The 24,234-nt window shown below is 58.3% G+C and carries 24 protein-coding genes; 14 read left to right on the top strand and 10 right to left on the bottom strand.

The features are described 5' to 3' along the window. Positions 1-10 precede the first annotated feature (10 nt). Both ABJO75_RS26655 and tgt read right to left on the bottom strand, forming a co-directional pair. Positions 11-241 (bottom strand): cysteine rich repeat-containing protein, encoded by a 231-nt coding sequence (locus ABJO75_RS26655; protein ID WP_348125587.1) that lies wholly within the window; start codon positions 239-241, stop codon positions 11-13. Between the two features lie 155 nt (positions 242-396). After that, positions 397-1,527: a tRNA guanosine(34) transglycosylase Tgt gene (tgt, locus tag ABJO75_RS26660; RefSeq protein WP_348125589.1), complete on the bottom strand. Its 1,131-nt coding sequence runs from the start codon at positions 1,525-1,527 to the stop codon at positions 397-399. Between the two features lie 469 nt (positions 1,528-1,996). Between tgt and ABJO75_RS26665 the strand changes: the two genes are divergently transcribed. From ABJO75_RS26665 to ABJO75_RS26700, 8 genes are all read left to right on the top strand, one after another. Continuing rightward, positions 1,997-2,887 carry an SPFH domain-containing protein gene (locus ABJO75_RS26665; RefSeq protein ID WP_348125591.1) on the top strand — a complete coding sequence of 297 codons (891 nt, stop codon included), beginning with the start codon at positions 1,997-1,999 and terminating at the stop codon, positions 2,885-2,887. Then, on the top strand, positions 2,887-3,156 hold the full coding sequence (locus tag ABJO75_RS26670) for a hypothetical protein (RefSeq protein ID WP_348125593.1): 270 nt from the start codon (positions 2,887-2,889) through the stop codon (positions 3,154-3,156). The genes ABJO75_RS26665 and ABJO75_RS26670 overlap by 1 nt, the downstream gene beginning before the upstream one ends. Further along, positions 3,149-4,132: a cation transporter gene (locus tag ABJO75_RS26675; RefSeq protein ID WP_348125595.1), complete on the top strand. Its 984-nt coding sequence runs from the start codon at positions 3,149-3,151 to the stop codon at positions 4,130-4,132. The genes ABJO75_RS26670 and ABJO75_RS26675 overlap by 8 nt, the downstream gene beginning before the upstream one ends. Before the next feature lie 303 nt (positions 4,133-4,435). After that, positions 4,436-6,592 (top strand): hypothetical protein, encoded by a 2,157-nt coding sequence (locus tag ABJO75_RS26680; protein ID WP_348125597.1) that lies wholly within the window; start codon positions 4,436-4,438, stop codon positions 6,590-6,592. After that, a complete protein-coding gene (locus ABJO75_RS26685; protein ID WP_348125599.1) occupies positions 6,589-7,686 on the top strand; it encodes a hypothetical protein in 1,098 nt (365 codons plus the stop codon). The genes ABJO75_RS26680 and ABJO75_RS26685 overlap by 4 nt, the downstream gene beginning before the upstream one ends. Before the next feature lie 23 nt (positions 7,687-7,709). After that, positions 7,710-9,272: a pentapeptide repeat-containing protein gene (locus tag ABJO75_RS26690; RefSeq protein ID WP_348125601.1), complete on the top strand. Its 1,563-nt coding sequence runs from the start codon at positions 7,710-7,712 to the stop codon at positions 9,270-9,272. 81 nt (positions 9,273-9,353) lie between these two features. After that, positions 9,354-9,716, top strand: coding sequence for an SUF system Fe-S cluster assembly protein (locus tag ABJO75_RS26695; protein ID WP_348125603.1), 363 nt, complete (start codon positions 9,354-9,356; stop codon positions 9,714-9,716). A gap of 36 nt (positions 9,717-9,752) precedes the next feature. Beyond that, entirely contained in the window at positions 9,753-10,115 is a 363-nt protein-coding gene (locus ABJO75_RS26700; RefSeq protein ID WP_348125605.1) for an iron-sulfur cluster assembly accessory protein, read from the top strand. A 6-nt stretch (positions 10,116-10,121) separates the two neighbouring features. Here ABJO75_RS26700 and ABJO75_RS26705 read toward each other — a convergent pair whose 3' ends face one another. The 7 genes from ABJO75_RS26705 to ABJO75_RS26735 all read right to left on the bottom strand — a co-directional run bounded on the left by ABJO75_RS26705 (position 10,122) and on the right by ABJO75_RS26735 (position 18,065). Beyond that, positions 10,122-11,036 (bottom strand): 2-oxoglutarate and iron-dependent oxygenase domain-containing protein, encoded by a 915-nt coding sequence (locus ABJO75_RS26705; protein ID WP_348125607.1) that lies wholly within the window; start codon positions 11,034-11,036, stop codon positions 10,122-10,124. Between the two features lie 145 nt (positions 11,037-11,181). Further along, positions 11,182-12,558 (bottom strand): TRAP transporter large permease, encoded by a 1,377-nt coding sequence (locus tag ABJO75_RS26710; protein ID WP_348125609.1) that lies wholly within the window; start codon positions 12,556-12,558, stop codon positions 11,182-11,184. A gap of 4 nt (positions 12,559-12,562) precedes the next feature. Then, positions 12,563-13,243 (bottom strand): TRAP transporter small permease, encoded by a 681-nt coding sequence (locus ABJO75_RS26715; protein WP_348125611.1) that lies wholly within the window; start codon positions 13,241-13,243, stop codon positions 12,563-12,565. A gap of 83 nt (positions 13,244-13,326) precedes the next feature. Next, complete coding sequence (locus ABJO75_RS26720) at positions 13,327-14,328, bottom strand: TRAP transporter substrate-binding protein (RefSeq protein WP_348125613.1); 1,002 nt, start codon at positions 14,326-14,328, stop codon at positions 13,327-13,329. A 258-nt stretch (positions 14,329-14,586) separates the two neighbouring features. Then, entirely contained in the window at positions 14,587-15,810 is a 1,224-nt protein-coding gene (locus ABJO75_RS26725) for a sigma-54 dependent transcriptional regulator (RefSeq protein ID WP_348125615.1), read from the bottom strand. Beyond that, positions 15,807-17,558 carry an ATP-binding protein gene (locus ABJO75_RS26730; RefSeq protein WP_348125617.1) on the bottom strand — a complete coding sequence of 584 codons (1,752 nt, stop codon included), beginning with the start codon at positions 17,556-17,558 and terminating at the stop codon, positions 15,807-15,809. The genes ABJO75_RS26725 and ABJO75_RS26730 overlap by 4 nt, the downstream gene beginning before the upstream one ends. Positions 17,559-17,603: 45 nt before the next feature. Beyond that, positions 17,604-18,065, bottom strand: coding sequence for an Lrp/AsnC family transcriptional regulator (locus ABJO75_RS26735; protein WP_348125619.1), 462 nt, complete (start codon positions 18,063-18,065; stop codon positions 17,604-17,606). 148 nt (positions 18,066-18,213) lie between these two features. Here ABJO75_RS26735 and ABJO75_RS26740 point away from each other — a divergent pair, with 148 nt between their 5' ends. From ABJO75_RS26740 to ABJO75_RS26760, 5 genes are all read left to right on the top strand, one after another. Next, positions 18,214-18,528, top strand: a complete 315-nt coding sequence (locus ABJO75_RS26740) for a DUF2849 domain-containing protein (RefSeq protein ID WP_348125621.1) — start codon at positions 18,214-18,216, stop codon at positions 18,526-18,528. A 47-nt stretch (positions 18,529-18,575) separates the two neighbouring features. Continuing rightward, the gene (locus tag ABJO75_RS26745; protein ID WP_348125623.1) at positions 18,576-20,240 is read left to right on the top strand and encodes a nitrite/sulfite reductase; all 1,665 of its coding nucleotides are present in this window, start codon (positions 18,576-18,578) and stop codon (positions 20,238-20,240) included. Between the two features lie 4 nt (positions 20,241-20,244). Beyond that, entirely contained in the window at positions 20,245-21,003 is a 759-nt protein-coding gene (locus ABJO75_RS26750; protein WP_348125625.1) for a phosphoadenylyl-sulfate reductase, read from the top strand. Continuing rightward, positions 21,000-21,404 carry a DUF934 domain-containing protein gene (locus ABJO75_RS26755; protein ID WP_348125627.1) on the top strand — a complete coding sequence of 135 codons (405 nt, stop codon included), beginning with the start codon at positions 21,000-21,002 and terminating at the stop codon, positions 21,402-21,404. Before ABJO75_RS26750 ends, ABJO75_RS26755 begins: the two co-directional genes overlap by 4 nt. Before the next feature lie 69 nt (positions 21,405-21,473). Continuing rightward, a complete protein-coding gene (locus ABJO75_RS26760; protein WP_348125629.1) occupies positions 21,474-22,316 on the top strand; it encodes a ferredoxin--NADP reductase in 843 nt (280 codons plus the stop codon). Between the two features lie 172 nt (positions 22,317-22,488). Here the strand turns inward: ABJO75_RS26760 and ABJO75_RS26765 are convergent, their stop codons facing one another. Further along, positions 22,489-23,370, bottom strand: coding sequence for a translation initiation factor 3 (locus ABJO75_RS26765; RefSeq protein WP_348125631.1), 882 nt, complete (start codon positions 23,368-23,370; stop codon positions 22,489-22,491). Between the two features lie 202 nt (positions 23,371-23,572). Between ABJO75_RS26765 and infC the strand changes: the two genes are divergently transcribed. Next, positions 23,573-24,121, top strand: a complete 549-nt coding sequence (gene infC, locus ABJO75_RS26770; RefSeq protein ID WP_348125704.1) for a translation initiation factor IF-3 — start codon at positions 23,573-23,575, stop codon at positions 24,119-24,121. Positions 24,122-24,234: the final 113 nt, after the last annotated feature.

Below are 24,234 nucleotides of genomic sequence, written 5' to 3' on the forward strand. Positions count from 1 at the left end.
AAAACGTCGCCTAGCCCTCTTTGAGCGCTTGCAAGGCTTTGGCACATCCAACCGATAGTTCATTTTCATTTTTCTCAAGGCAGGCCTTCATTTTGCCGCCCCCCAACCCGACACCCTTGCAGAGCCGTTCAGCATCCGGTTTGCAGTAGGTTTCCAGTGCCTCCTTTTCAGAGGCCGTCACGGTTGCGTGCGCTGCCAGAGCATAGAAAACCGCACATGCTGCAATTAAGAAATGCTTCATCCCAAAATCCTCCCGATTCGCAGAAACGCCAAGATGCCGATGCTGCGCAGTGTAGGAGTTTGCACCACACCGACACCTGCCAGCCTAGAACCCGAACAGTCATCGCGCAACAAACATGCGCAATACTGTAACGCTATCCCCAGATCGCCGTCCGGTCACAAAGGTGAGATGTCTCCTTCAGCGCGTGCGCTGTGAAATGCACTTTCCCAAGCAGCAAATTTACCGGCCTGAATTGCCGCCCGCATCTCGGCCATCAAATCCTGATAGTATTGCAGATTGTGCCAGGTCAGCAGCATCGAACTGATGATCTCCTGACTGCGAAAAACATGGTGCAGATAGGCGCGGCTGTAGTTGCGGCAGGCAGGACATCCGCAATCCTCGTCCAACGGTCGCGGATCATCCTGATGACGGGCGTTTTTGATATTCAAAACGCCCCGCCGGGTGAACACCTGCCCGGTACGGCCAGATCGGCTTGGCAACACACAATCCATCATGTCCACCCCGAGCGCCACCGCGCCGACGATGTCATCAGGCTTGCCAACCCCCATCAGATAGCGAGGCTTGTTTTCGGGCAACATGTCAGGGGCAAAATCAAGACAGCCGAACATCGCCTCCTGGCCTTCGCCCACGGCCAGACCGCCGATAGCATAGCCATCAAACCCGATCTCTCGCAGTGCTTCGGCACTCTCGGCCCGAAGGTCAGATTCAAGCCCACCTTGCTGAATACCAAACAGAGCGTGCCCCGGGCGATCTCCGAATGCGTCGCGCGACCGTTTCGCCCATCGCATCGACAGGCGCATGCTTTCGGCAATGCGCGCTTTGTCGGCGGGCAAGGCCGGACATTCGTCAAAGCACATGACAATGTCGCTGCCCAAAAGACGTTGGATCTCCATCGAGCGTTCCGGGGTCAGCGCGTGTTTCGAACCGTCAATGTGGGATTTGAAGGTCACGCCTTCTTCGGTCAGCTTGCGCAGCCCGGCAAGGCTCATCACTTGAAAGCCGCCGGAGTCCGTCAGGATTGGTTTGTCCCAGTTCATGAAACGGTGCAGCCCGCCCAGCCGGTCAATGCGTTCGGCCGTTGGGCGCAGCATCAGATGATAGGTGTTACCCAAAAGAATATCGGCACCGGTTGCCGCGACGCTTTCGGGCAGCATCGCCTTGACGGTCGCCGCCGTGCCAACCGGCATAAAGGCTGGCGTACGGATTTCACCCCTTGGGGTCGAAATCACCCCCGTGCGGGCGCTGCCATCGGTTGCGTTCAACGCAAATGAAAATCTGTCAGTCATCCGCCTCCGTTACCGCCCTCTTGGCGAAAAGGCAAAGGTCAGAGTACACGCCCGGCGAATCCACTCTGAAATAGTGGATTTCTGCTGACACGGTTTTTTCCCGCCCCGTACTATCACAGCCTATCTATCTCGACAGTCGCAGCCTCGGCTTGCCAACCCGCATGGGTCAGCACCTCAAGGGCGCCCGCCTCATCGGTAAGAACACACAGACCCGGCGCTTAAGAATGGGCGGCTCTCCCGCACGTTCGCAATCCATCCAGCATCACGCTACGCGCAGCTCTGGTTTCGCGCGCGCAGCAAGCACGGGGCAGACATCTCGATCCAGCCCACTATCGGTCGCCCCATTGTTAGCACCAGCACACGCGACTTCACCCCTCCAACGGGCAAACCCTGCAGGAGAGATCCGGTTGGGCTTGATAAACGCGCGACCAACAGTCAGAACCAAACCGGCAATCCCGGAGGAAGTCCTATGACCGAAGACCAGATCTACGCCCTGCTCAGCGACAGTGGCATCTTTATCTTTGGCGCACTTCTTCTCATTGTCGTCATTTTCAAAGGGGTCCGCATTGTCCCGCAGTCAGAAAAGCATGTGGTCGAGCGCTTTGGCAGACTCCATTCCGTACTCGGCCCCGGCATCAACTTTATTGTGCCGTTTCTGGACGTAGTGAAACACAAGATCTCGATCCTTGAACGTCAACTGCCCAATGCCACACAGGACGCGATTACCAAGGACAATGTACTGGTGCAGATCGACACGTCCGTGTTCTATCGCATTCTGGAGCCCGAAAAGACCGTCTATCGCATCCGTGACGTTGACGGCGCCATTGCCACCACAGTTGCTGGAATCGTGCGCGCCGAGATCGGCAAGATGGATCTGGACGAGGTGCAATCCAACCGCGCCCAGTTGATCGGCCAGATACAGACGAGTGTCGAGGACGCCGTGGACGATTGGGGCATCGAAGTCACCCGTGCCGAGATCCTCGACGTCAATCTTGATCAGGCCACCCGCGACGCCATGCTGCAACAATTGAACGCCGAGCGCGCGCGCCGGGCGCAGGTGACCGAGGCCGAAGGCACCAAACGCGCTGTTGAACTCAATGCGGATGCCGAGCTTTACGCCGCCGAGCAGATCGCCAAAGCCCGGCGCATTCAGGCCGATGCCGAGGCCTATGCCACCGCAGTTGTTGCCAAGGCGATCAAGGAAAACGGGCTGGAGGCGGCACAATATCAAGTCGCACTGAAACAGGTCGAGGCGCTCAACAAACTGGGCTCGGGCGATGGCAAACAGACCATCCTCGTCCCTGCCAACGCACTTGAGGCGTTTGGCGATGCGTTCAAGATGCTGAAAGGCGGTAGCTGATGACGCTGGCCTCGCTCTGGTGGGTCTGGCTTTGCCTAGCGCTGATCCTCGGCATCGCCGAAATGCTGATCCCGGGCTTCATTTTTCTGGGTTTCGCAATCGGGGCGGTTGTCGTTGCATTGTTGCTGGCGATTGGCCTGTCGGTTTCGCTGCCCGCCCTACTCCTGATCTTTGCTGCACTGTCACTTGTCACATGGCTTGCATTGCGTCGCTATTTTGCTTTGCCCAAAGGTCAGGTCAAGACGTTCAAAGACGACATCAATGGCTGACACGCCCCCCGCTCCATCTCCACCTATGGACGCCGCGCGCATCCTCAAACTCGAAGGCCGCTCGTTGCAGATTGCGATGTGGGGCAACCTGTTCATGGCCGTGGCCGGGATTGTAGCCGCCATCCTGTCAAATTCGATCGCGATCATGACCGATGGCCTGTTCTCGCTGATAGGCTTTACCGCCGCCTTCCTCGGTCGCCGTATCAGCCAGAATGTCGAGGCCGGCCCGGACCGTGTTCGCCCGATGGGATATGCCGCCGACGAGGCGCTCTTTACCACGTTTCGCGCCCTGTCATTGCTGGGTCTCGTGTTCTTTGCGGTCGCCACGGCCTGCATGAGCATCTACAAATATCTGTCCGGCGGCACGCCACCCCAGTTGGTCTTTGCACCCCTGCTGATCTATTTCGTCCTGATCGGTGCAACCTGTTTCCTGCTCTGGGCACTGCATCACTGGACGTGGTCCCGCACTGGAAAAACCAGCGATATCCTGCGGCTCGAGGCAAAGGCATCGATGTTTGATGGGATCATCACCGCCGCTGCCGCCATTGGCCTTGGCGCGGTCTATGTTTACCGCGATGGCTTTCTGGCGCCGATCGCTCCTATTGGCGACTCGATCGTTGTGCTCATCCTTTGCCTCTTTGTGGTTGGCCAGTACCGGCGCGATCTGATGGCCGGTCTGGGCGAGCTCGCCGGGGTCACCGCAAGCCCCGCAACGCTGGCCACTGCCCGTCGCGCGATCCGCCCAGCCATCGCCGAACATGGCGGCACCCTCACCGATCTTTCGGTTACCAAGCTCGGGCGCAGCCATCTGGTCACTGTCTATTTTGACCCCGGCCAGCCTGTGACCGCATCGAAGGTGGACGAAATCAACCTGCGTATGATCAAGGACGTGCGTACCGATCTGCCCGGTGCGGATGTCTTGCTGGTCATCACCGAACACCCACGTCGCTGGCCGGACGAGATCAGCCCATTCTGACTTTAGCACCACCAGGCAACTATCCCTTGTATCGCACCACCTCAACGCACTCACGCCATGGGTTGAGGGCGAAGCTGTGTGCAATTCGCGTCAAAGTTGCCGAAAATCGAGAATCATGTTAGCCTAACCCCTTATTGCCACAAATATTTTTTGGAGCAGAAACATGAAGTACGCATTTTTTAGCGTCATCTTTGCAGTGCTGGTCATGCCAGTCGATCCCTTGGGCGGACCCGGCGACCCTGCCGCGGGACCGTGCAATCCGACTGTCGAACGCTGCCCTTAGCGCCTGACAAAGATTGAAAGATGAACAATCTGATTTACGCCGGAGTAGTCCTCTTCGGCGCCATTACGCTTGTGATCGAGGCGCGGCGCAATTACTCGGTTTCGGCCAAGCATCACCCCTTCGCCTTTTACGGCATTCTTGAGCATCTCGAGGCGCGGCACCTGTGCTCACCCAGAGAATGGAACTTCGGGTTCTATGTCTATTCGCTGCTGTACCTGATCAGCTATGCAGTCCTTCTGTCCTCTACAGAATTGTTCGAGCTGATCTACAATTCCAACGCCGCTGCCAATCTCGTCGGGGCCACCGGCACAACGCTTGGCCCGGAGAGCGATCCCTTTAATCTGTCCGGAACCAACTACGGCAAGCCGCTTTTTATCTCTGCGTTTATCATCGCATTCTATTCGATAGGTGCCACGCGCAACATTGAGTTGCATATCCGCACCCTCGCCCACCGCCTCGCCGGAGTTCCGCGCGGAGTCTATCAGGTGCTCGACCGTCTTCAGGATCCGGATTTTCTGTCGGAAACGACCCCGCCGACAGGACCGTTGATGGCCAGTTTCCGGGAAAAGCTTAAACCGCTAAAAGACGAGGAAATCGCGCCAAAATCAATCAGCGATCTCATGACGGTCACGACCCTACCCCTTGAGCCCGGTCGCCCTGCGAAGAAATCCAAAAACACAAAAGGCCTGTTCGCCTCATTGCTGAGCCAAGCCCAGACCCGGTTGGGACCAGAAGTCGAGGATAATCGGCCTAAGGGCAAAGAGCAGTACCTGTTTGATATCTGCAAGGCATTGCGCGTCATCGACCTGCTGCGCCCTGCGATTATCGGTGGCCAACGGGCCACCCATTTCCCGCTCCTCGGGATGAAAGAGCTGGGTGATATTTCGACGAACCTCGATGACTCGATCGGCAGACCCGGCAACAAACGCAAGCCCAATGACGAGAGCCCCAAGACGCTGCATGACGAAATCAACGATTTCAAGAAATACGATGAAGCCAGTCTCGAACGCTTGCGCGAAAAAGCCATAGAGGTCGCCAACAGCGCCCGAGCCGTATTTGCCGTCTATTTCATCTGCAACAGCCGCACGGTCCTGAACGTCGACCGTCAAAGCGCCTTGCAGAAGGTTCGGGCCTTTGCCGATCGCGGTTACAAGGTAGAACAGAATTCCTTTGCCGGCTCGCTGTTCTTTGCTGCGGTGATTGCCACATTCTCCGGTTTTTTCATTCACCAGTCCTTCAAGTTACAAGAGGTCCAGACCTATCCCAACCTGATGGCCGAGCAAATCTATGATCGGCTTGGCCGCACAGAAAACAGCTATCTCGCCTGCCGGCACGATCACTATCAAACAACAGACAAGCCAAACAAAAACGAACGGCCCGAGGACTACCCAATGCTTACGCAGGAGGTTTGCCAAACGGCGTTTGACAAGGGGCTTGCAGCCTACCGCAAAGACTCCAAATCGCAGATGATGGCCTGGACATTCTTTGACAATCTGGCGCTGCTGCTGATGGTCGCTGCGGTGGTGCAAATGTCGATCTTTGAAAAAGACGTTCAGATGGACCAGAACGCCTGGCGACGATGGACTATGAAACGGGTGCCCTATGTGCGGCTATTGACCGGCGCAATCCTTCCTTCGCTCGCAGGGGTATTCGCCCTGTCGATCGGATTTATTCTGCGCCTGTTCTGGAATGCCGAATTTGATGTCACGACCTCGCAGATTGAATTTCTATTTGTCGAGAATTGGCAATATTTCATCGCCTACCTTGTGCCGTGCTTTGTATTGTCGATCTCGACCTTTATTCTGATCGACAAGCATGACGACTGGACGCTCCCCGCTACGTTGTCTGTCGCCCTGTTGGCCTCTGCGATCTATGTCTTTTCCGTCTGGCTGGTGCCGATGGCCACATTACGGTTCCTGCCGCCCATCGACGTTACCAGCTTTTGGATGGCCTGGTGGAACACCGGCTCTTTCCGAGAAGCGTTGGCTGCCGAAACCTTCTGGCTGACCTCCTATGTCGCTCGTGACCTGCTGATCCTGACCCAACTGCCAGTGCTGTTCCTGATCCTCTTTGCCTTTTTCGTCGAGTTTTCCGAAACCCCCGGCACGCGCCTTAACAAGGGCAAGGACGAGGACGCCGAAGGTGCCGACGAAAACAGCAAGGAGCCGAAAGAATGAGCCGTGCGACAATACCAACATTTTTCGCTCTTCTGTTGCTGGCAACATCTGTGAGTGCACAGGAGCAAACCGAACCAGACGCTCCGCCCGAAAACGCCACCTGCCAGCAACCAGACCCTGCGGATCGGATCGACATCACGTCGCTTCGCATCGGTGTGCGGCGTCACGCCAGACCTTTTTCCTATTTCTCCGAAAACCTGCGGGAAGTCTGGAGCGCCGCACCGCAGGCCCCGTTGGCCTTGCGCAACTACACTGGATACATGAGCAAAATCTGCGACGCAGTCCTCGCCGACATGCAGATCACGCGCCCCGCAGACTCAAACAGTTTTGGCTATTCGGACGTCAAGGTCGTGGACGTTGATTGCCTGATTCAGCAAGACGAACGCAATGGCACCCCCAAACCCAGCCGTCTGGAGTATCTCGGCGACAAGATTGACATCCTCTGCGATCCCGCGACAATCACAAATGCCCGCCGTCACGGCTTTATCCTGTCTCCGCCGCTGTTTCTGTCGGGCATGGGGCTGATCAACCGTGGCACCGCAACGATCGGCAATGCCACCTGCCCCGCAAAGCCGCTGATCGGATACGTGCGCAGCACGACCGCTGCGCTGTCGGGCATTCCCAAGGTTCTGGAGGCCAATGAACTCAAGAGCTATGCCGAACTGCTGCGCGCGTATGTCCGTGACCAGACGAATGCCTGCAGCACCGCGCTCAGTACCAGCTATGTCGTTCAAAGCTACGAGACCCACGAAAAAGCCGCCAAAGCCTTCTGCAATGGCGAATTCTACTATTACATCGGTGACCGCGAGATCATTACCTACAACGCCCGCAACATCCCCGGATGTGGTGCCGAGATTGAAGGCGCGGGTCAGACCTATTCCAATGACCGTTATGCAATCTATGGCAAGATCAGTCACCGCAAAGGCGCCGAGATCCGCGACCTGCACATCGCCCGGTTCTTTGAAATCCTGTCACAAAAGGTCGTGGTCAGCCCGTCCCTGCTCGACACCGCCTATGAAAACACATTCTTCGAAGAACCCAGCCGCAAGCTCGAAGCCTTTTACTGGAACATCCGCGGCCCCCGCCAACCCTGACCCTTGCACGCACAGGCGACCCCATGACCGACACCCCCGATCCCGTCGCCCGCATCAACGCGCTCACCACCAACGCGCGCAACACATGGTTCGTTCTTTTGGGTGTACTAGTCCTTGTCGCCATCACCCTGATGGGCGTGCAGCATATCGATTTCTACGGGGTGGACCGCGCCACCGCCCTGCCGCTGGTCAATGTCTCGGTTCCGACATGGCTGTTCTTTTACGCAGCACCGTTGCTCATCACCGCCGTCTACGGCTATTTCCACCTCTACCTGATCCGCCTCTGGGACGCCCTCGGCGACGCCGATCCTATCATCAACGGCACCCCACTTGGTGACGCCATCACCCCATGGCTGGTCAGCGACGTTGCGCTGAAGCTGCACGCCACCTATCGCGACCCCACCTGCATAACCCCCCGCGCCATGGAGATCCCAAACGCCATCTGGAACACCCTCTTTGCCTGGATCGCCGGCCCCGCGATCCTCGGCTGGCTCTGGTGGGCCTCGATGCCCGCCCGCGACTGGGTCATGACCGGTCTTGCTGGAATCTGTCTGATCCTCGCGCTTGCCTTTGGCTATGCCAGCTTTTCGATGATGCAACGCCGCATGGCATCGGACAAGGAAAGCCGCGTCCACAACGTTTGGGACGACAGCGCGTTGGTCGCCCTCACGGTGTTCGCTTTGGCGATTGGCAGCGTGACAACGGGGCGAACACGTGGTGACATTGACACCCTCGCTCAGATCAACCTCACCGGCGCCGCGCTGGTCGAGAAACCTGCCGACTGGCTTCCCTATGACATCGCCCGCGCGGATTTTCTGTCCGAATGGTGCGCCCGCGAGAAACCGGCCTGCGATCCGCCGAAAGCTGCGGTTCCCGGCCTGATCCGCCGCCTGCCCGGTCTCCTCTTTGGCAAAGACGACACACCCGCGTTGCCCACCCCTGCCTCTAATCAACCAGCGGCCTTCGAAGCCGAGTGGAAAACGCGACGCACCGCCGCCCTCGCCGCGCTTAAAAAACCGCGCTGGAGCACCCCCAACGCCGATCCGCCCGATTTTCGCAACGCCATCCTATCAGAAACATTCCTCTCCGGTGCTGACCTTGGCGGGGCACAGATGCAGGGGGCGCGCCTCAGCGGGGCGCAGATGCAGGGGGCGGACCTCTTCGGGACGCTCTTGACAGGCACCCTTGAAAACCCGAACCTCGCTTCGGACACGAACCTCAGCGCGCGCACAATCAATGGCGGCGCGCTGAGGTTCGTGGACCTGCGCTCTGCAAAAATTGATGCTCTTACGGACTGGCGCAATGCATTTTTTGATGGCTCCGTCCTTGTGCCAAACAACAAAAAGACCCAAATCGGGCAAACTTGTCTCTGGGGATGGATTGCCAAAAACCCTGATCCATTGCCAGACAAGGAATATTTCGGGCGCTGGCGCGGTTGGTTGACGCTTGACCCGGAATGGGACGATGATGATTGGAGTGAACTCCCGTCAGTCCCAGAAGACTGGCGCGACATTGCCGACATCCCGCCGCCATCTGACTGCGCATGGCACTCTGACCCGTTGCCCGGGACCGTTTCGCAAGAATAACCCCAGCCCGCGTCGCCGCGCCCACTGGACGTTTCCGCGACAATTCCTATATAATCGGTCAGGAACAACCCAGAGGCCCAAATGACCCACGCCCCGGAACCGCTCGAAGGTGCGCCGCTGATTGCGCCCTCTACCACCGATCACCCGCTCTTTGACGCGGTGGTTGAGGCGTGCCGCAGTGTTTATGACCCGGAAATCCCGGTGAACATCTATGAACTCGGCCTGATCTATACCATTGATATATCGCCGGAAAACGAGGTGCGGGTCATCATGTCCCTGACCGCGCCGGGCTGCCCTGTTGCAGGCGAAATGCCCGGTTGGGTCGCCGATGCGGTCGATCCGATCCCCGGTGTCAAACAGGTCGATGTCGAGCTCACGTGGGAGCCGCCCTGGGGTATGGAAATGATGAGCGATGAAGCCCGTCTGGAACTTGGATTCATGTAAAGAACGGCGTGCAAACCGTTTTGAGGAAACAGTAAAATGTTCGGCATCCCCGGCAAACAGGCCGTCACCCTGACGCCCGCAGCGACCGCCCAAATTGCGCGACTCATGGCCAAGAACGACCATTCCGGCCTGCGCATTGGCGTCAAGAAAGGTGGCTGTGCGGGTATGGAATACACTATGGAGTACGTCCAGGCGACGGACCCCAATGATGAAGTCGTGGAACAGGACGGCGCACGGGTGATGATTGCGCCGATGGCACAGATGTTCCTGTTCGGCACCGAGATCGACTATGAAACCGGCCTGCTGGAATCCGGTTTCCGGTTTAACAACCCCAACGTCTCCGAGGCCTGTGGCTGTGGTGAGTCGATCAAGTTCAACTCTCCTGACAGCGCGGCCTGAACCCGTTTAAGCCTTAGATTTCAGGTGTAGATAGGTCTCGTTGAAACGACGGGACAGATGGTCACCTGCGAGAATGGTTTCACTTGATCCCGGCGGCGCCACATTGGTGTCGTAGGACGGATTTAGAAACAGCGGCACCGAGATGCGTTCGTTTGCACCCCCGACAACCCGATGGAGCGTGGCCTTGACCCGCCCACCGGTCCACATCTCAAGCATCTCGCCAAAATTGATCACAAAGACACCGGGCTGCGCATTGATGGCCTGCCAACTGCCATCCGGCATCTGCACCGTAAGACCCGGCGACCCGTCCATCGCCAGCAGTGTGAGACAGCCGTAATCCGTATGCGCGGCAATCCCGAAATCCTTGGCCCCTGCCCAACCCGGCCGCTCCGGGTAATAATTGCCCCGCAACAACGCCATGGGTGCGTCAAACGCGCCAGCAAAGCCAAAGGGATCATCCCCGGCCGCATCGGCAATAGCCGCAAGAACCTGCCGCCCGACCTCCAGCGCCTCGGCATAGTAGGCCTGGATTTCGGTGCGAAACTGTGCCGGGACAGCCGGCCATAGGTTTGGCGCATAGACGCTCAGGTTCCGGGATGCCAACGGATGCCGTGCAGGCAATTCATAACCGCAATCAAAGACTTCCTTGAAGTCCGGGTTTGCCTTGGGGTCGACCTGCTCCGACCCCGGCGCACCCCATCCCCGGTTCGCCCCGGTGCGAGCCATATCTACCGGGCGCTTTTCCTCTTCGGGCATCTGAAAGAACGCACGATACAGGTCAAGCACACGGGACACCCGCGAGGCCGTCAGACTGGTGCCGGTTACTGTCAGAAACCCAATGTCCCGCACGGCCCGGCCCAGCTGTGCCATCTCGCCGGGATCGCGCGCATTCAGCGCCTTCAGGTTCAATTCAGGTATCAAGGTGGCCTCCCCTAAGATGCAATCCGGTCAGCAGCAGGATGCTAGCACGGGAGTGAAACGCTTGACAGAAACAACTGAGGCGCCGCCCAGAACTCGGGGCGACGCCTTTGCATGTCTTTTCAAAGTCAACGTACGCGACTGTAGACTATTTGACGATGATCTCCGGCCCCATGAACGTATTGGGCAGGAAGGTGCTGATCGACGGCACATAGGTCACGATGATCAGGAACACGAACAGAACCGCCAGGAACGGCAGCGCGGCGCGCACAACCCGCATCATCGGCATGCCAGCGACGCCCGAGGTCACGAACAGGTTGAGACCGACCGGTGGTGTGATCATTCCGATTTCCATGTTCACCACCATGATGATGCCCAGATGGATCGGATCGATCCCCAGTTCGATGGCAATCGGGAACACCAGAGGCGCAACGATCACGATCAGGCCCGAGGGTTCCATAAATTGCCCGCCGATCAACAGGATCACGTTGACAATCATCAGGAAGATGACCGGTCCGAACCCTGCGGCCAGCATCGAGCCTGCGATTTGCTGTGGAATCTGCTCGTCGGTCAGAACATGTTTAAGGATCAGCGCGTTGGCGATGATGAACATCAACGTGACGGTCAGCTTGCCTGCCTCAAACAGCGTATTGCGTACATCCTTGTGAAAGAACGCCGTGATAATCGCCACCGGTTTGTCGAGCAGCGTCAGGTTGCGTTCGCCCTCTGGACGGGTCAGCGGCCCCATGTCTCGATAGACGAAACAGGAGATCAGGAAGGCATAGACCGCAGCCACAGCGGCTGCCTCTGTCGGTGTGAAGATGCCGCCATAGATGCCGCCAAGGATGATGACGATCAGGAACAGGCCCCAGCCGGCATCGCGGCCCGAGGAAAACACCTCGCCCCAGCCCATCCATTCACCTTTGGGCAGGTTTTTAACCTTAGCGATCAGGTAGATGGTGAACATCAACATGGTGCCGGCCATCAGCCCCGGGATCACACCTGCGAGGAACATGCGCCCGACAGATACGTCGGTGGCGCTGGCATAGACCACCATCACAATGGATGGCGGGATCAGGATCCCCAGTGTACCCGCATTGGCAATCACGCCGGCTGCGAAGTCCTTGGAATATCCCACCTGACGCATTCCGGCGATGACGATGGAACCGATCGCAACCACCGTGGCCGGGGAAGAACCCGACAGCGCCGCAAAGAGCATACAGGCAAAGACACCGGCAATCGCCAACCCGCCGGGCAGATGGCCGACAATGGCAATGGCGAACCGGATGATCCGTTTTGCCACACCGCCGGTCGACATGAACGACGAGGCCAGTACGAAGAACGGGATGGCCAAAAGCGTATAGTGGCCTGCCATCGCCTGAAACAGCGTCTGAGCAATTGACGCCATCGACGTATCGCTGAGCACCAGCAGGAACAGGATTGAGGACATGCCGAGGCTGACAGCGATCGGTACGCCGACCAGCATCAGACCGATGACCATCAGAAAGAGAATGGCGACTTCCATGATTTCAGTCCTCCCGGTTCATGTGCTGGACATCCGCAATGGCGTCCTCGGCTTCATGGCTGACAATCAGGCCCGCAGACTCACCGCGTGCGATCCGAATGGTTGCCTGAACAAACCGAAACAGCAGCAGTGCCGCGCCAAACGGCAGGATGGCATAGGGGATAAAGCGAGGCAGTTTTTCATAGCTTTCGCCTTCGTTCATGATCGGCTCGATAAAGCGCAGCCATTCCGGGATCGGGATATCGACCACCTCGTACCAGGCCTGATCGCGCGAGTTCGCAAAACCCGTCGGGAACCAGCGCCCGCTGGTGGCATCCAACCCGGCGAATGGGGCCCAATAGTCCCAGGCACCTTTCATGATCAGCGCCGCATAAAAGATACAGACGGCCCCGGCAAACAGCGCCAGAGCCTTGCGCACAGGCGCGGAGAACAGCGTGATCACCGCGTCCACGCCAAGATGCGCAGTCACCTTGACCGCATAACTGACCCCGAACAGAACCAGCCAGGCAAACAGGAACGAAGTCGCCTCTAAACCCCAGATCAAACCGGTGTTGAAGCCATACCGAAGAACAACGTTAACAAAAGTGATGAGGGTCATCAGTCCGAGAAGGATCGCAATCGCGGTTTCCTCGAGTTCATTGACCACCCGGCCCAGGACCGAGTTCGACTCGTATTTGGCCGACATAATGCCATGCCCCCTGTTTCAAGATGCGAAATCAAATGGGTCCGGCCCCTCGTGGGGACCGGACCGGTGCGCACGTTACGCGCTTAGTTCATCGCGTTGAACTTTTGTGCTTCGGCGATGTTGTCTGTGCCGACATCGCCTTCGAACTCGGCCCAGACAGGCTTCATCGCTTCGACCCAGGCCGTACGCTGTTCTGGCGTCAACTCAACAATAACACCACCAGCGTCAAGCACAGCCTGACGCGCTGCGGCATCCACTTCGCCGACGGCGGCGTTGCGTGTGGCTGTAACGTCAGCGACGATGGCACCCAGTTGGTCGCGTACGTCGTCTGGCAGGCTGTCCCACCAATCCGTCGACGTCACCAGCATATAGTCGAGAACACCGTGGTTGGTCTCGGTTGTGCCGTCCTGAACTTCAAAGAACTTCTGCCCATAAATGTTGGACCAGGTGTTTTCCTGCCCGTCTACAACACCGGTCTGCAACGCGCCATAGACCTCGGAAAAGGCCATCGGCTGCGGGCTTGCACCCATCGCCGCCATTTGCGCCTTGAGCACATCCGAGTTCTGCACGCGGAATTTCAGACCGTTTGCATCTTCCGGTGATACCAGCGGTGTGTTGGCAGACATCTGTTTCATGCCATTGTGCCAAAAGCCCAGCCCCAAGAGACCGCGACGGGTCATCGATTCCTTCATTTGCTGGCCGGTTTCAGAGTTCTGAAACGCGTCCACAGCCGCCATGTTGTTGAACATGAACGGCAGGTCGAAAATGCGGAACACCTTGGTGAACTGTTCGAACTTCGACAGTGACGGCGCGGCCATCTGCACATCGCCCTGCAGCATCGCCTCGAGCACCTGATCATCGTTATAGAGTGTCGAGTTCGGGAAAACCTCCATGCAGGCCTTGCCGTTCATCTCTTCGTTGACGCGCTCCTGAAGCAGCGACGCGGCGATGCCCTTGGGATGTTTGTCAGTATTGGTGACGTGGCTGAACTTGATGACAATCTCGCCATCGTCGCATGCTGCAAATCCTGCGGTTGCCGTCAGCGAAAGAGCCATTGCCGTTGCGGCAGCGGTAAACAGTTTCATCGGTCTCTCCTCCCGAAATTTTCTTGTTTGATACGGGTCTGCACCCAAAGCTGGCGCTGGAATCAGCGCGCTGGATGCAGTGAAACGGATTGCAACGTGTCACTCAACAGTTTGTGATGTCGCCGGTCATAATACGTATTTATTTTGTTGTTGCTGATGGTTACGGAGATTTTTTCACGTTGTAAAACAGTTGGCATAAGGTGAATGTGCGAGATTCCACACAGTCAAAGTGATGTTTGTGCGAAAACCCGCACACTCCTATCGGCGAAAATCTTCCGGACGAATCCCGTATTTGGCCAACTTGTCATAGAATGTCTTGCGCGGCAGCTTGAGCGCCCTCGCCGCATCCGACGCATGACCGTTCTGCCGTCCCAGTGCCGCGATCAGCAGTGATCGCTCTACCCGCGCCATCTGCTCGGCCAACCCAAGCTCCGCCGCTTCACTCACATCCTCCGGCATCCCGAGGACAAATCGCATCGCCGCGCTCATCAATGAGCGCGCGTTTCCGGGCCAATCCTGCGCCATAAGCACCGCCAGATGTTCGGGCGTCACCTGCGGTACGCTGAGACCCGCCTGTTCACTGGCCTGATCCACATAGCGTCGAAACAGTACCGGAATATCCTCGGGCCGTTCGGCCAGCGACGGAATGCGCACCGAGGCCGCTTGCAGTCGGTAGTAGAGGTCGCCGTTCAGCATGGTTTCATCGAGCTCGACCGTACTGCCTGCCATCACCCGCGCCTGCCCGGTTTCCTCAAGCGCCTCGATCAGCGCAATCTGGGTGTCAGCCGGCAGGTTACGGATCTCATCCAGAAACAGGCTTCCACCCGCCGCAGCGCTCAGCGCGTGACGCAGTTCTCTGCGATCCAACCCTGCTGCCGCACGCTTTTCAAACGGGCCTCGCGCCTGATCCGAGCATAGATGGATTACCTCGGCAACCTTGGACACGCCACTGCCCGGCGAACCGGTCACCAACACGGCAGCGGCGGTTTTTGCCAATCGCCGCACCCGTTCCCGAACGTTTTCCACCAAGGTCGATGTGCCAAAGATCATACGCGCCGCCGGATCTCCAGATTGCGCCTGCTCCCGTTCTGCCCGCATGTCCAACGTTGCCTGCCTCGCCGCAAGCGCACGGCCCAGAACCTCGACCAGCTCGGTTGGCGCGCAGGGTTTTTCCAAAAAATCGAACGCGCCTTTTTCCATAGCTGACACCGCCATCGGGATATCACCTTCCCCGGTCAACAGAACCACTGGCAGATCCTCGTCCACATCACGCGCAAAGGATAAAAGATGAAAGCCATCGCGACCCGGCATCCGGATATCGGACAGGATGATACCGGGAAAATCGCGCTGAATGTGATCCTTGGCTGCCACGAAGGATCCCGCCGTTGTCACGTCGAGATCGGCCAAATCCAACGTTTGCGCCAATGCTTCGCGCACCGCTGCATCATCATCGACCAACAACACCTGCCGCAATCCACTCATGCCGCCTGCTCCGCCTGCCATGGTTCCAACTGTACGCTGAACACCGCCCCGCCATCCGGGGCGTTTTCGCCACGGATATCACCACCGAAACTCTGCACGATGCCATAAGAGATCGACAACCCCAGCCCCATGCCCTCGGAGGCACCCACCACCTTGGTAGAATAGAAAGGTTCGAACACCTTGTCGGGCAAATCGATGCCGGGACCATTATCACGCACGGTCACGGTCAGCGGACCGGTCTCGTTTACGTCGATCCTGATGCATTTGTCGTCCTGCCCCTCCATAGCGTCGGCCGCGTTTGTCAAAAGGTTCACGAACACCTGTCCCAGTCGTACGTCCCCCCCTCGCACCCAGATCGGGTGATCCGGTCGCGCAAACCTGATGTCGACCGAGTCCTGTCGCATTCGCGCGCCTGTCAACTCGATCACACTGTCCAGAACCGCAACGATATCCACCTGCCGGACCTCCTCGCTCTCCTGCCGCGCAAATGCGCGCAGATTGCGGATGATCCGCCCCATGCGATGTGCCAGATCAGCAATTCGGGACAGGTTCTCACCCGCCTTTTCGCTGCGCCCACGCTCGAGATATTGCGTGCCATTCTCTGCAAACGACCGGATCGCCATCAGCGGCTGGTTCAGTTCGTGGCTGATCCCCGCGCTCATTTGGCCCAAGGCGCTCAGCTTGCCAGCCTGTACCAGATCAGCCTGCGCACGCTTGAGGGCGGCCTCGGCCTCCATCCGCTCGCTGATTTCCTGACGCAGATGCACATTCGCCTCAGACAATGCCTGTGTGCGCTTGGCGACACGGCTTTCCAGAACCGCATTGGCCTGCGCCAGAGTCCTCCGCCGTTCGGTGGCGAGAAACAGCATCGCACCAAAAGCCAGACAGATCGCTGCCACCGCCGAGGCCTGTAGCCATGCCAGCCGACGTGCAGGTGCAGCGTTGACAAGGAGCTCTCCAGTCAACGCAACCACCGGCAAATGCCGCTGAAGATGCAAGGCCCGCGTCGGCACATAGGGCCCCCAGCGGATATTCCAGATGTCGTGCGCCCCGGTCTGCGCCGCCCGAAATTCCGGAGCGGGTCCTTCGGGCGGAACCAGCCCAACGCCGCTGTCCGGTCGGGTCCAATACAGCAACTCAAAGCGGTTGGTAACGAAGACCTCGCCGTTTGCATCGGTAAAGAAAACCGCTGGCGCACTGCCGGGCCATGCCAGTTCAATGCTGGCCACATCGGCCACGACCACCACGGCCCCACGCACCTTCCCCGCCGCATCAAAGGCCGGAGCCGCATAGTAATAAGCTCTTCGGTCCAGCGGCGCGCGCAGCCCATGATCGGACCCCAATGCGCCCTGCATCGCACGGCGAAAATAGGGTTCATCGGATACGTCATTTGTCGTCAGCCCATTTGCGCTGACCAGAATGCGCCCTGTCACATCAGCAAAGGCAACATCAAGCGCGGCAGTCTTGTCCGCCACTTCCAGCAATTGCGCCTGCGCATCCTTTCGTCGGGTCGGATCGTCAAGCCCCACAAGCATCGGATGGTCGGTCAGCAACACGGCAAGTTCCTGATAGACCTGCAGTTCCGTGCTTAAACGGTCGCTTGCCAGCGCCAAATCAGCCTCGGCCCGGCGCGCCAGCTGTTCCAACGCCTGCAAATACCCGTACCGCCAGACGCCTCCGGCCAAGGCCGTGACAGCAAGCAGGAAGATCAGCACCATCCAGGTTCGTTGATGTCGCAGGTGGCTCATCCGTCAAACCCTAGCAGGGCCATCCTCGTCGTGACCAGAGCGCACCTATAGTGGCAGCATGGTTGTCGACTTGATTTCTTCCATCGACAGGAGTGCGGTAACATTGTGCACCCGCACCTCTGAGATCAGCGCCTGATAGAATTCGTCATAGGCGCGGGCATTCTTGACCCGAACTTTAAGGATATAGTCGATATCCCCCGCAAGCCGGTGTGCTTCCTGCACTTCCGGTCGATCCCGCAAAGCCTTGAGGAACATCGCCTGCCATTCGGCCTCGTGTTCTGATGTGCGGATCAAAACAAAGAAACAGGCTTCGAAACCAAGTGCCTCGGCGTCCAGAACCACGGTCTGTTGTCCGATCACACCTGCGTCGCGCAGCTTGCGGATGCGATTCCACACCGGGGTCTTGGAACTGCCGACTGCGCGGGCAATGTCGTCCAGCGACTGGCTCGCATCCCGCTGCAATTCCGCCAGAATTTTCCGATCTACGTCGTCGATCCGTGCGCCCATTCCGATTTCACCCCATTGGTCAGATCATATGTTCTACTGCGAGGAGCTTTTGGAACAATATTCCTTATTTGGCAAGGTATCTGGCGTAAACATGGGAAAATTTCCTATATAGAGCGCAGAAACAATGCAGTCTTGAGGAAACAATCGGATGCCCCGCGAATTCACTCCCAAAGTCGTCACCGCATCGGACCTGTTAGAAGGCGATGTCATTTACCTGACGGCCAACGATGACTGGAGCCGTGATCTTGTAGATGCCGAAATCATCACCGACGAGGCCCACGCACAGTTGCGCCTGCTTGATGCAGAGCGTCAAGCCAACCGCATTGTTGGTGCTTATCTCGCCGAGATGCAGCCCGCCGCCAGCGGCCCGCAACCCACCCATTTCCGAGAGGAATTCCGCCGGACCGGGCCATCGAACTATGCCCACGGCAAACAGGAAACACAGGCCGGGCTGCGCGGGTAAGATATACCGCCAGCCAGCGCGTCACCTCTCCAGACAGGACAGACCAGATGTACAGCTATACCGAATTTGACACCGCATTCCTTGCCGAACGCAACGCCCAGTTCCGCGCACAGGTTGAACGCCGGATTGACGGTTCCCTGACCGAAGACGAGTTCAAGCCGCTGCGCCTGATGAACGGCGTCTACCTGCAATTGCACGCCTATATGCTGCGGGTCGCGATCCCTTACGGTACGTTGAACGGAGCGCAAATGCGCAAGCTGGCTTATCTGGCTGAACGCTGGGACAAGGGCTATGGCCACTTCACTACGCGCCAGAATATTCAGTACAACTGGCCGAGACTGCGCGACATTCCAGATATGTCGGACGCTCTGGCCGAAGTGGGACTCCACGCGATCCAGACCAGCGGCAATACCATCCGCAACGTGACTGCGGACCATTTCGCAGGTGCCGCAGCCGATGAAATTGCCGACCCCCGCCCGGTCGCCGAACTCATCCGTCAATGGTCGACTGACCACCCGGAATTCCAGTTCCTGGGCCGCAAGTTCAAGATCGCCGTGACCGGTAGCGACAGCGACCGCGCCGTGATCAAGGCGCATGATATCGGACTGCAGATCGTAGAGCAGAATGGCGAGATCGGTTACAAGGTCATCGTCGGCGGCGGACTTGGTCGTACACCGATGATCGGCAAGGTCATTCGCGAATTTCTGCCGCAGGCTGATTTGCTGCCTTATCTCGAAGCGGTTCTCAGCGTCTACAACCTGCTGGGACGGCGCGACAACAAGTACAAGGCGCGCATCAAAATCACCGTGCACGAGCATGGCATCGACGACATTCGCGAGCGTGTCGAGCGTATCTTTGACCGGCTCCGTCCGGTCTGGTCCGGCGCGGATCAGGACCTGTTGCCAGACCTTGAAGCCGCGTTTGCTTTGCCAACGCTGCGCTCAGGCTCGATCACGGCCTATGAAGACGCATACAACGCAGACCCCATTTTCCGCAGCTGGGCCGACACCAACCTGACCGCGCATCGTGATCCCGACCACGCCATTGTGTCGATCAGCCTTAAGGCGCATGGCGCCACGCCGGGCGACGCCAGCGCCGATCAGATGCGCCTCATGGCCGATCTGGCAGAGCGCTATGGCCATGACGAGTTGCGCATCAGCCATGAGCAGAATGTGGTGCTACCGCATGTTCATAAATCCGACCTGCCCGCGATCCATGCGGCTCTGAAATCGGATGGCCTTGCCACTGCCAACATTGGTCTGATCAGCGACATCATCGCCTGCCCCGGCATGGATTACTGCGCACTGGCAACTGCCCGGTCGATCCCGATCGCCCAGCAGATCGCCACGCGGTTTGACGAGTTGCAGATCGAGAACGATATCGGCCCGCTCAAGATCAAGATCTCGGGCTGCATCAACGCCTGTGGCCACCACCACGTCGGTCACATCGGCATTCTGGGTCTGGATCGCGCGGGGGTGGAAAACTACCAGATCACCTTGGGCGGCGATGCCACCGAACATGCGGCGCTTGGCGAACGCGTTGGTCCCGGCTTTTCCGCCGACGACGTGATCCCGGCCATCGAGCGGCTGGTCTATGCCTATCTCGACCTGCGCAATGACCCGGCCGAAACCTTTCTGCAAACCTATCGCCGCATCGGGTTGGCCCCGTTCAAATCTGCGCTCTATCCGCAGGCTGCCGTGGCTGCCGAGTAAGCCCATGCTTGATCTCGCAGAAAATGCGCCCGCCGGCGGCCTCAATGCCGCCGCGCTGAGGGCCAAGGTGGACGAGCTGAATGCACGTTACCGGCATCACAGCGCCACTGCGGTGATGCAGGGTGCGTTGAAGGAGGCTGGCAATATCGCGCTGGTCTCAAGCTTTGGCGCGGAATCGGTTGTGCTGTTGCACATGGCCGCGGTGGCGGATCGGTCCACACCAATCCTGTTCATCGACACCGAGATGCTGTTTACCGAAACGCTGGTCTATCAGACCGAAGTGTCCGAGCGGCTCGGCCTCACCAATGTGCGGATCATTCGCGCCGGTGACATTGCGGCGCGCGACCCGGACGGAACCCTGCATCGCAGCGATCCGGACGCGTGTTGTACCTTGCGCAAGACAGAGCCGCTGAACAAGGCGCTGGCACCTTTTGACGGCTGGATCACCGGACGGAAACGGTTTCAGTCCGGCAAACGCGCCGCCCTTGATTTCTTTGAGGTCGAGGACGGCACCGGGCGCATCAAGATCAACCCGCTGGCCCATTGGGCGCCCGAAGACGTGCGCGCCTATATGGACGAAAACAGACTGCCCCGGCATCCGCTGGTGGCGCAGGGCTATCCGTCGATCGGATGTGCCCCCTGCACCTCACCCGTGGCCGAAGGCGAAGACCCCCGCGCCGGACGCTGGCGCGATCAGAACAAGGACGAATGCGGCATCCACTTTGTGAATGGCAAGATGGTCCGTATAGGAGCAAACACATGACAGTACTTGTAACCGACACCGGCTTTGGCCAAGATGACTGGACCGCCGGCTATTGCGATACAGGCAAGGCTGCCAATGATGCCGTGTCACTGGATATCGCTTCGGACACCGACCCGGCGGACGTACCGCTGCATTCGGGTCTGCAAATGATCCGCGTGGATTTCCCGAGTTCCGCAGACGGGCGTGGCTTTACCATCGCGCGGCAATTGCGACTGCGGGGCTATACCGGCCGGTTGCGCGCGCGTGGTCATGTGCTGGCGGATCAATACGCGATGGCACGACGTTCCGGTTTTGACGAGGTCGAAATCGACGAGGCGCTGGCCAATCGGCAACCCGAAGATCAGTGGCTGGCCCGTGCAAACTGGCAGGAACACGATTATCAGTCGCGCCTGCGCGGCTAAGCCCCCTTTCCCTGACATACATCAAAGATTAATCAGAGGTGTCGGTTATGCAGACCGGCAGTGTAAACGATGACAGAGATGACCCCCGTGACCCAAGCCACGACCGACGCCACCCCCGTCAAGACGCCGACCCTGCCCGATGCCCAGACGGTCACCTCCGTCAGACATTGGACCGACCGGCTGTTTTCCTTCCGCGTGACGCGCCCACAAAGCCTGCGGTTCCGATCCGGAGAGTTCGTGATGATCGGTCTGCTCGGAGACAACGGCAAACCGCTCCTGCGTGCCTATTCCATTGCCAGCCCGGCCTGGGACGAAGAGCTGGAATTCTATTCGATCAAGGTTCAGGACGGTCCGCTGACCAGCAAGCTGCAGCATATCCAGCCCGGCGATCAGATCATTCTGCGCCCCAAGCCTGTGGGCACACTGGTCCACGACGCGCTGCTTCCCGGCAAGCGTATCTGGTTCTTTGCCACCGGCACCGGTTTTGCGCCATTTGCTTCGCTTCTGCGCGAGCCCGCGACGTACGAGAACTATGACGAGGTCATCGTCACCCACACCTGCCGTGATGTCGCCGAACTTGAATACGGTCGCAAGCTGATCGACGATCTCAAGGCAGACGAGTTGATGCAGGAGTTGATCGGCGCCGAGAACCTGAGCAAGATCCGCTATTATCCGACCACCACGCGTGAGCAGAGCCCCAAGATGGGCCGCATCACCAACCTGCTTCAGGACGGAACCGTGTTCAGTGATCTTGGCATTGCCCCGATCAGCGCCGAAACCGACCGTGCAATGGTCTGTGGCTCGCTTGGCTTTAATCAGGACATCAAACAGGTTCTCGAAGATTTCGGCCTTGTCGAAGGCGCAAATTCGGATCCGCAGCATTACGTGGTCGAAAAAGCCTTTGTCGGCTGACCTTTCCACGATCTGAAATGTGAAAACGCCTGCCCATAAGATGTTGGGCAGGCGTTTTTTGTCTGTACGTTGATGGCTGCGCTATCGCAGTCAGCGTTCCCGATACCGTTGGCCGGAAAGCGAACACGCTCCCGGCCAACCAATTGGGCTCATAACTGCCTTTTGCTTTGGATCAGAGACCCAATGCCGACCGAATCTGGTCCAGCGCTGCCTTCAGCAGTTCCGGGTTGTTCTTCGCCTGCTCAAGACCCGCCAACAGTGTCGCTTTCTTCGCTGCACCAAGATCCGACTCTGTCAGCGCGGTTGTCGCCTTGTCATAGTCAAACCCTTCGGTTGTGAAGAGCTCGGTCAGATTGGTGCTCGACTCGGCTGCAGCTTCCGTAGCGCTGTCCACAGCATCAGTAGCGGCGCCCTCTGCGGCGTCAGTCGCTTCAGCAGCAGTATTAGCAACCGAATCCGCTGCATCGCTGGCGGCCTCTGTCGCTTCAGTTGCAGTTTCGGTCGCGGCGCCGGCGGCCTCGGTTGCCGTATTGCTCGCCGCATCCGCCGCCTCGGTGGCAGTGTCGGTCACGCTTTGCTCTGCCGCATCCGCTGCTGCGGCCGCATCCGAAGCAACATCACTGGCAGCTTCTGTAGCGTCGGCTGCTGTGTCAGTCACGGCATCAACTGCATCCGTCGCCGCGCCTTCGACGCTTTCAGCAGCCGTAGTCGCCGCATCCGTAGCACTATCCACTGCCTCCGACGCCGCTTCCACAGCACTTTCTGTTCCGTTCGTCGCGGCATCAACTGCACTTTCTACAGCCTCTGTCGTGGCATCAACCGCGCTGTCGACGGCATCCGCAGTCGCATCAGCCGCTTCTGTAACCGCCTCAGTTACTGCAGTGGTTGCTTCGCTTGCGGCCTCCGTCGCCTCCGTCACAGCTTCTTCAGCAGCAGTTTCGGTCTTGTCCGCCGCTTCCGTCACAGCTTGATTTACTTCTTCCTGATTGTTCAGGTAGTAATATCCCGCACCGGCAACAGCTGCGGCAGCAACGACCCAGATCACTGGTTTCATGACGTTCTCCAAATTTCCAACACAGACACCCGAGCGGTATCAATTGCCCGCTAGATCTGCTTCATGTTGCGCACAATCAAGGGGAAATTGCAGCCCCAACGCCGCAATTCGGGCATTTCGGCAAAGAATTGCGACTTGAACCGCAGCGCCGCCAAAGATAGGTTTACGTTTCAGATATTCGAACGATCAAAGGAACGATTCCATAGCCCGCAGACCTCATAACGCGCCGCCAACCCGTGACACCGGCCCGCGCGTAAACGAAAATATCCGCACCCCCGAAATCCGCCTAATTGGCGCCGAGGGCGAAAACGTAGGTGTGGTGACCCCTGCCCGCGCGATCGAGATGGCCATCGAAGTTGGGCTGGATCTCGTCGAGATTTCACCAAACGCAAACCCGCCCGTTTGCAAGATCATGGATTTTGGCAAGTTCAAATACGAAACCCAAAAGCGTGAAGCCGAGGCTCGGAAGAAACAAAAGACCATCGAGATCAAAGAGGTCAAGTTCCGTCCGAACACCGATACCAATGACTATAACGTCAAGATGCGTAACGTGTTCAAGTTCCTAGAAAACGGCGACAAGGTCAAAGTGACCCTGCGCTTTCGTGGCCGCGAGATGGCCCACCAGAACCTTGGTCGCGAGTTGCTCGAACGTGTCGCCGAAGACACCAAGGACATCGGCCGGATCGAGAACTTTCCCAAGATGGAAGGTCGTCAGATGGTCATGCTGATCGGGCCTTTGCCGAACAAATAAACGCTGGCGGCTCAGCTCACCATGCCTTGAATAGAAAACGCCCGGCAACTCTTGCCGGGCGTTTTTTTATTTCGGGTCTATTCTGATCCTGGCATCAAACACGCAGCGTTGCG

The sequence above is a fragment of the Sedimentitalea sp. genome (assembly GCF_039973035.1).
GTDB lineage: Bacteria > Pseudomonadota > Alphaproteobacteria > Rhodobacterales > Rhodobacteraceae > Sedimentitalea.

Excerpts from the sequence above, each read along its gene's own strand:
- ABJO75_RS26655 (WP_348125587.1), bottom strand. The coding sequence starts at position 241 with ATGAAGCATTTCTTAATTGCAGCATGTGCGGTTTTCTATGCTCTGGCA.
- tgt (WP_348125589.1), bottom strand. The coding sequence starts at position 1,527 with ATGACTGACAGATTTTCATTTGCGTTGAACGCAACCGATGGCAGCGCC.
- ABJO75_RS26665 (WP_348125591.1), top strand. The coding sequence starts at position 1,997 with ATGACCGAAGACCAGATCTACGCCCTGCTCAGCGACAGTGGCATCTTT.
- ABJO75_RS26670 (WP_348125593.1), top strand. The coding sequence starts at position 2,887 with ATGACGCTGGCCTCGCTCTGGTGGGTCTGGCTTTGCCTAGCGCTGATC.
- ABJO75_RS26675 (WP_348125595.1), top strand. The coding sequence starts at position 3,149 with ATGGCTGACACGCCCCCCGCTCCATCTCCACCTATGGACGCCGCGCGC.
- ABJO75_RS26680 (WP_348125597.1), top strand. The coding sequence starts at position 4,436 with ATGAACAATCTGATTTACGCCGGAGTAGTCCTCTTCGGCGCCATTACG.
- ABJO75_RS26685 (WP_348125599.1), top strand. The coding sequence starts at position 6,589 with ATGAGCCGTGCGACAATACCAACATTTTTCGCTCTTCTGTTGCTGGCA.
- ABJO75_RS26690 (WP_348125601.1), top strand. The coding sequence starts at position 7,710 with ATGACCGACACCCCCGATCCCGTCGCCCGCATCAACGCGCTCACCACC.
- ABJO75_RS26695 (WP_348125603.1), top strand. The coding sequence starts at position 9,354 with ATGACCCACGCCCCGGAACCGCTCGAAGGTGCGCCGCTGATTGCGCCC.
- ABJO75_RS26700 (WP_348125605.1), top strand. The coding sequence starts at position 9,753 with ATGTTCGGCATCCCCGGCAAACAGGCCGTCACCCTGACGCCCGCAGCG.
- ABJO75_RS26710 (WP_348125609.1), bottom strand. The coding sequence starts at position 12,558 with ATGGAAGTCGCCATTCTCTTTCTGATGGTCATCGGTCTGATGCTGGTC.
- ABJO75_RS26715 (WP_348125611.1), bottom strand. The coding sequence starts at position 13,243 with ATGTCGGCCAAATACGAGTCGAACTCGGTCCTGGGCCGGGTGGTCAAT.
- ABJO75_RS26720 (WP_348125613.1), bottom strand. The coding sequence starts at position 14,328 with ATGAAACTGTTTACCGCTGCCGCAACGGCAATGGCTCTTTCGCTGACG.
- ABJO75_RS26725 (WP_348125615.1), bottom strand. The coding sequence starts at position 15,810 with ATGAGTGGATTGCGGCAGGTGTTGTTGGTCGATGATGATGCAGCGGTG.
- ABJO75_RS26730 (WP_348125617.1), bottom strand. The coding sequence starts at position 17,558 with ATGAGCCACCTGCGACATCAACGAACCTGGATGGTGCTGATCTTCCTG.
- ABJO75_RS26735 (WP_348125619.1), bottom strand. The coding sequence starts at position 18,065 with ATGGGCGCACGGATCGACGACGTAGATCGGAAAATTCTGGCGGAATTG.
- ABJO75_RS26740 (WP_348125621.1), top strand. The coding sequence starts at position 18,214 with ATGCCCCGCGAATTCACTCCCAAAGTCGTCACCGCATCGGACCTGTTA.
- ABJO75_RS26745 (WP_348125623.1), top strand. The coding sequence starts at position 18,576 with ATGTACAGCTATACCGAATTTGACACCGCATTCCTTGCCGAACGCAAC.
- ABJO75_RS26750 (WP_348125625.1), top strand. The coding sequence starts at position 20,245 with ATGCTTGATCTCGCAGAAAATGCGCCCGCCGGCGGCCTCAATGCCGCC.
- ABJO75_RS26755 (WP_348125627.1), top strand. The coding sequence starts at position 21,000 with ATGACAGTACTTGTAACCGACACCGGCTTTGGCCAAGATGACTGGACC.
- ABJO75_RS26760 (WP_348125629.1), top strand. The coding sequence starts at position 21,474 with ATGACAGAGATGACCCCCGTGACCCAAGCCACGACCGACGCCACCCCC.
- ABJO75_RS26765 (WP_348125631.1), bottom strand. The coding sequence starts at position 23,370 with ATGAAACCAGTGATCTGGGTCGTTGCTGCCGCAGCTGTTGCCGGTGCG.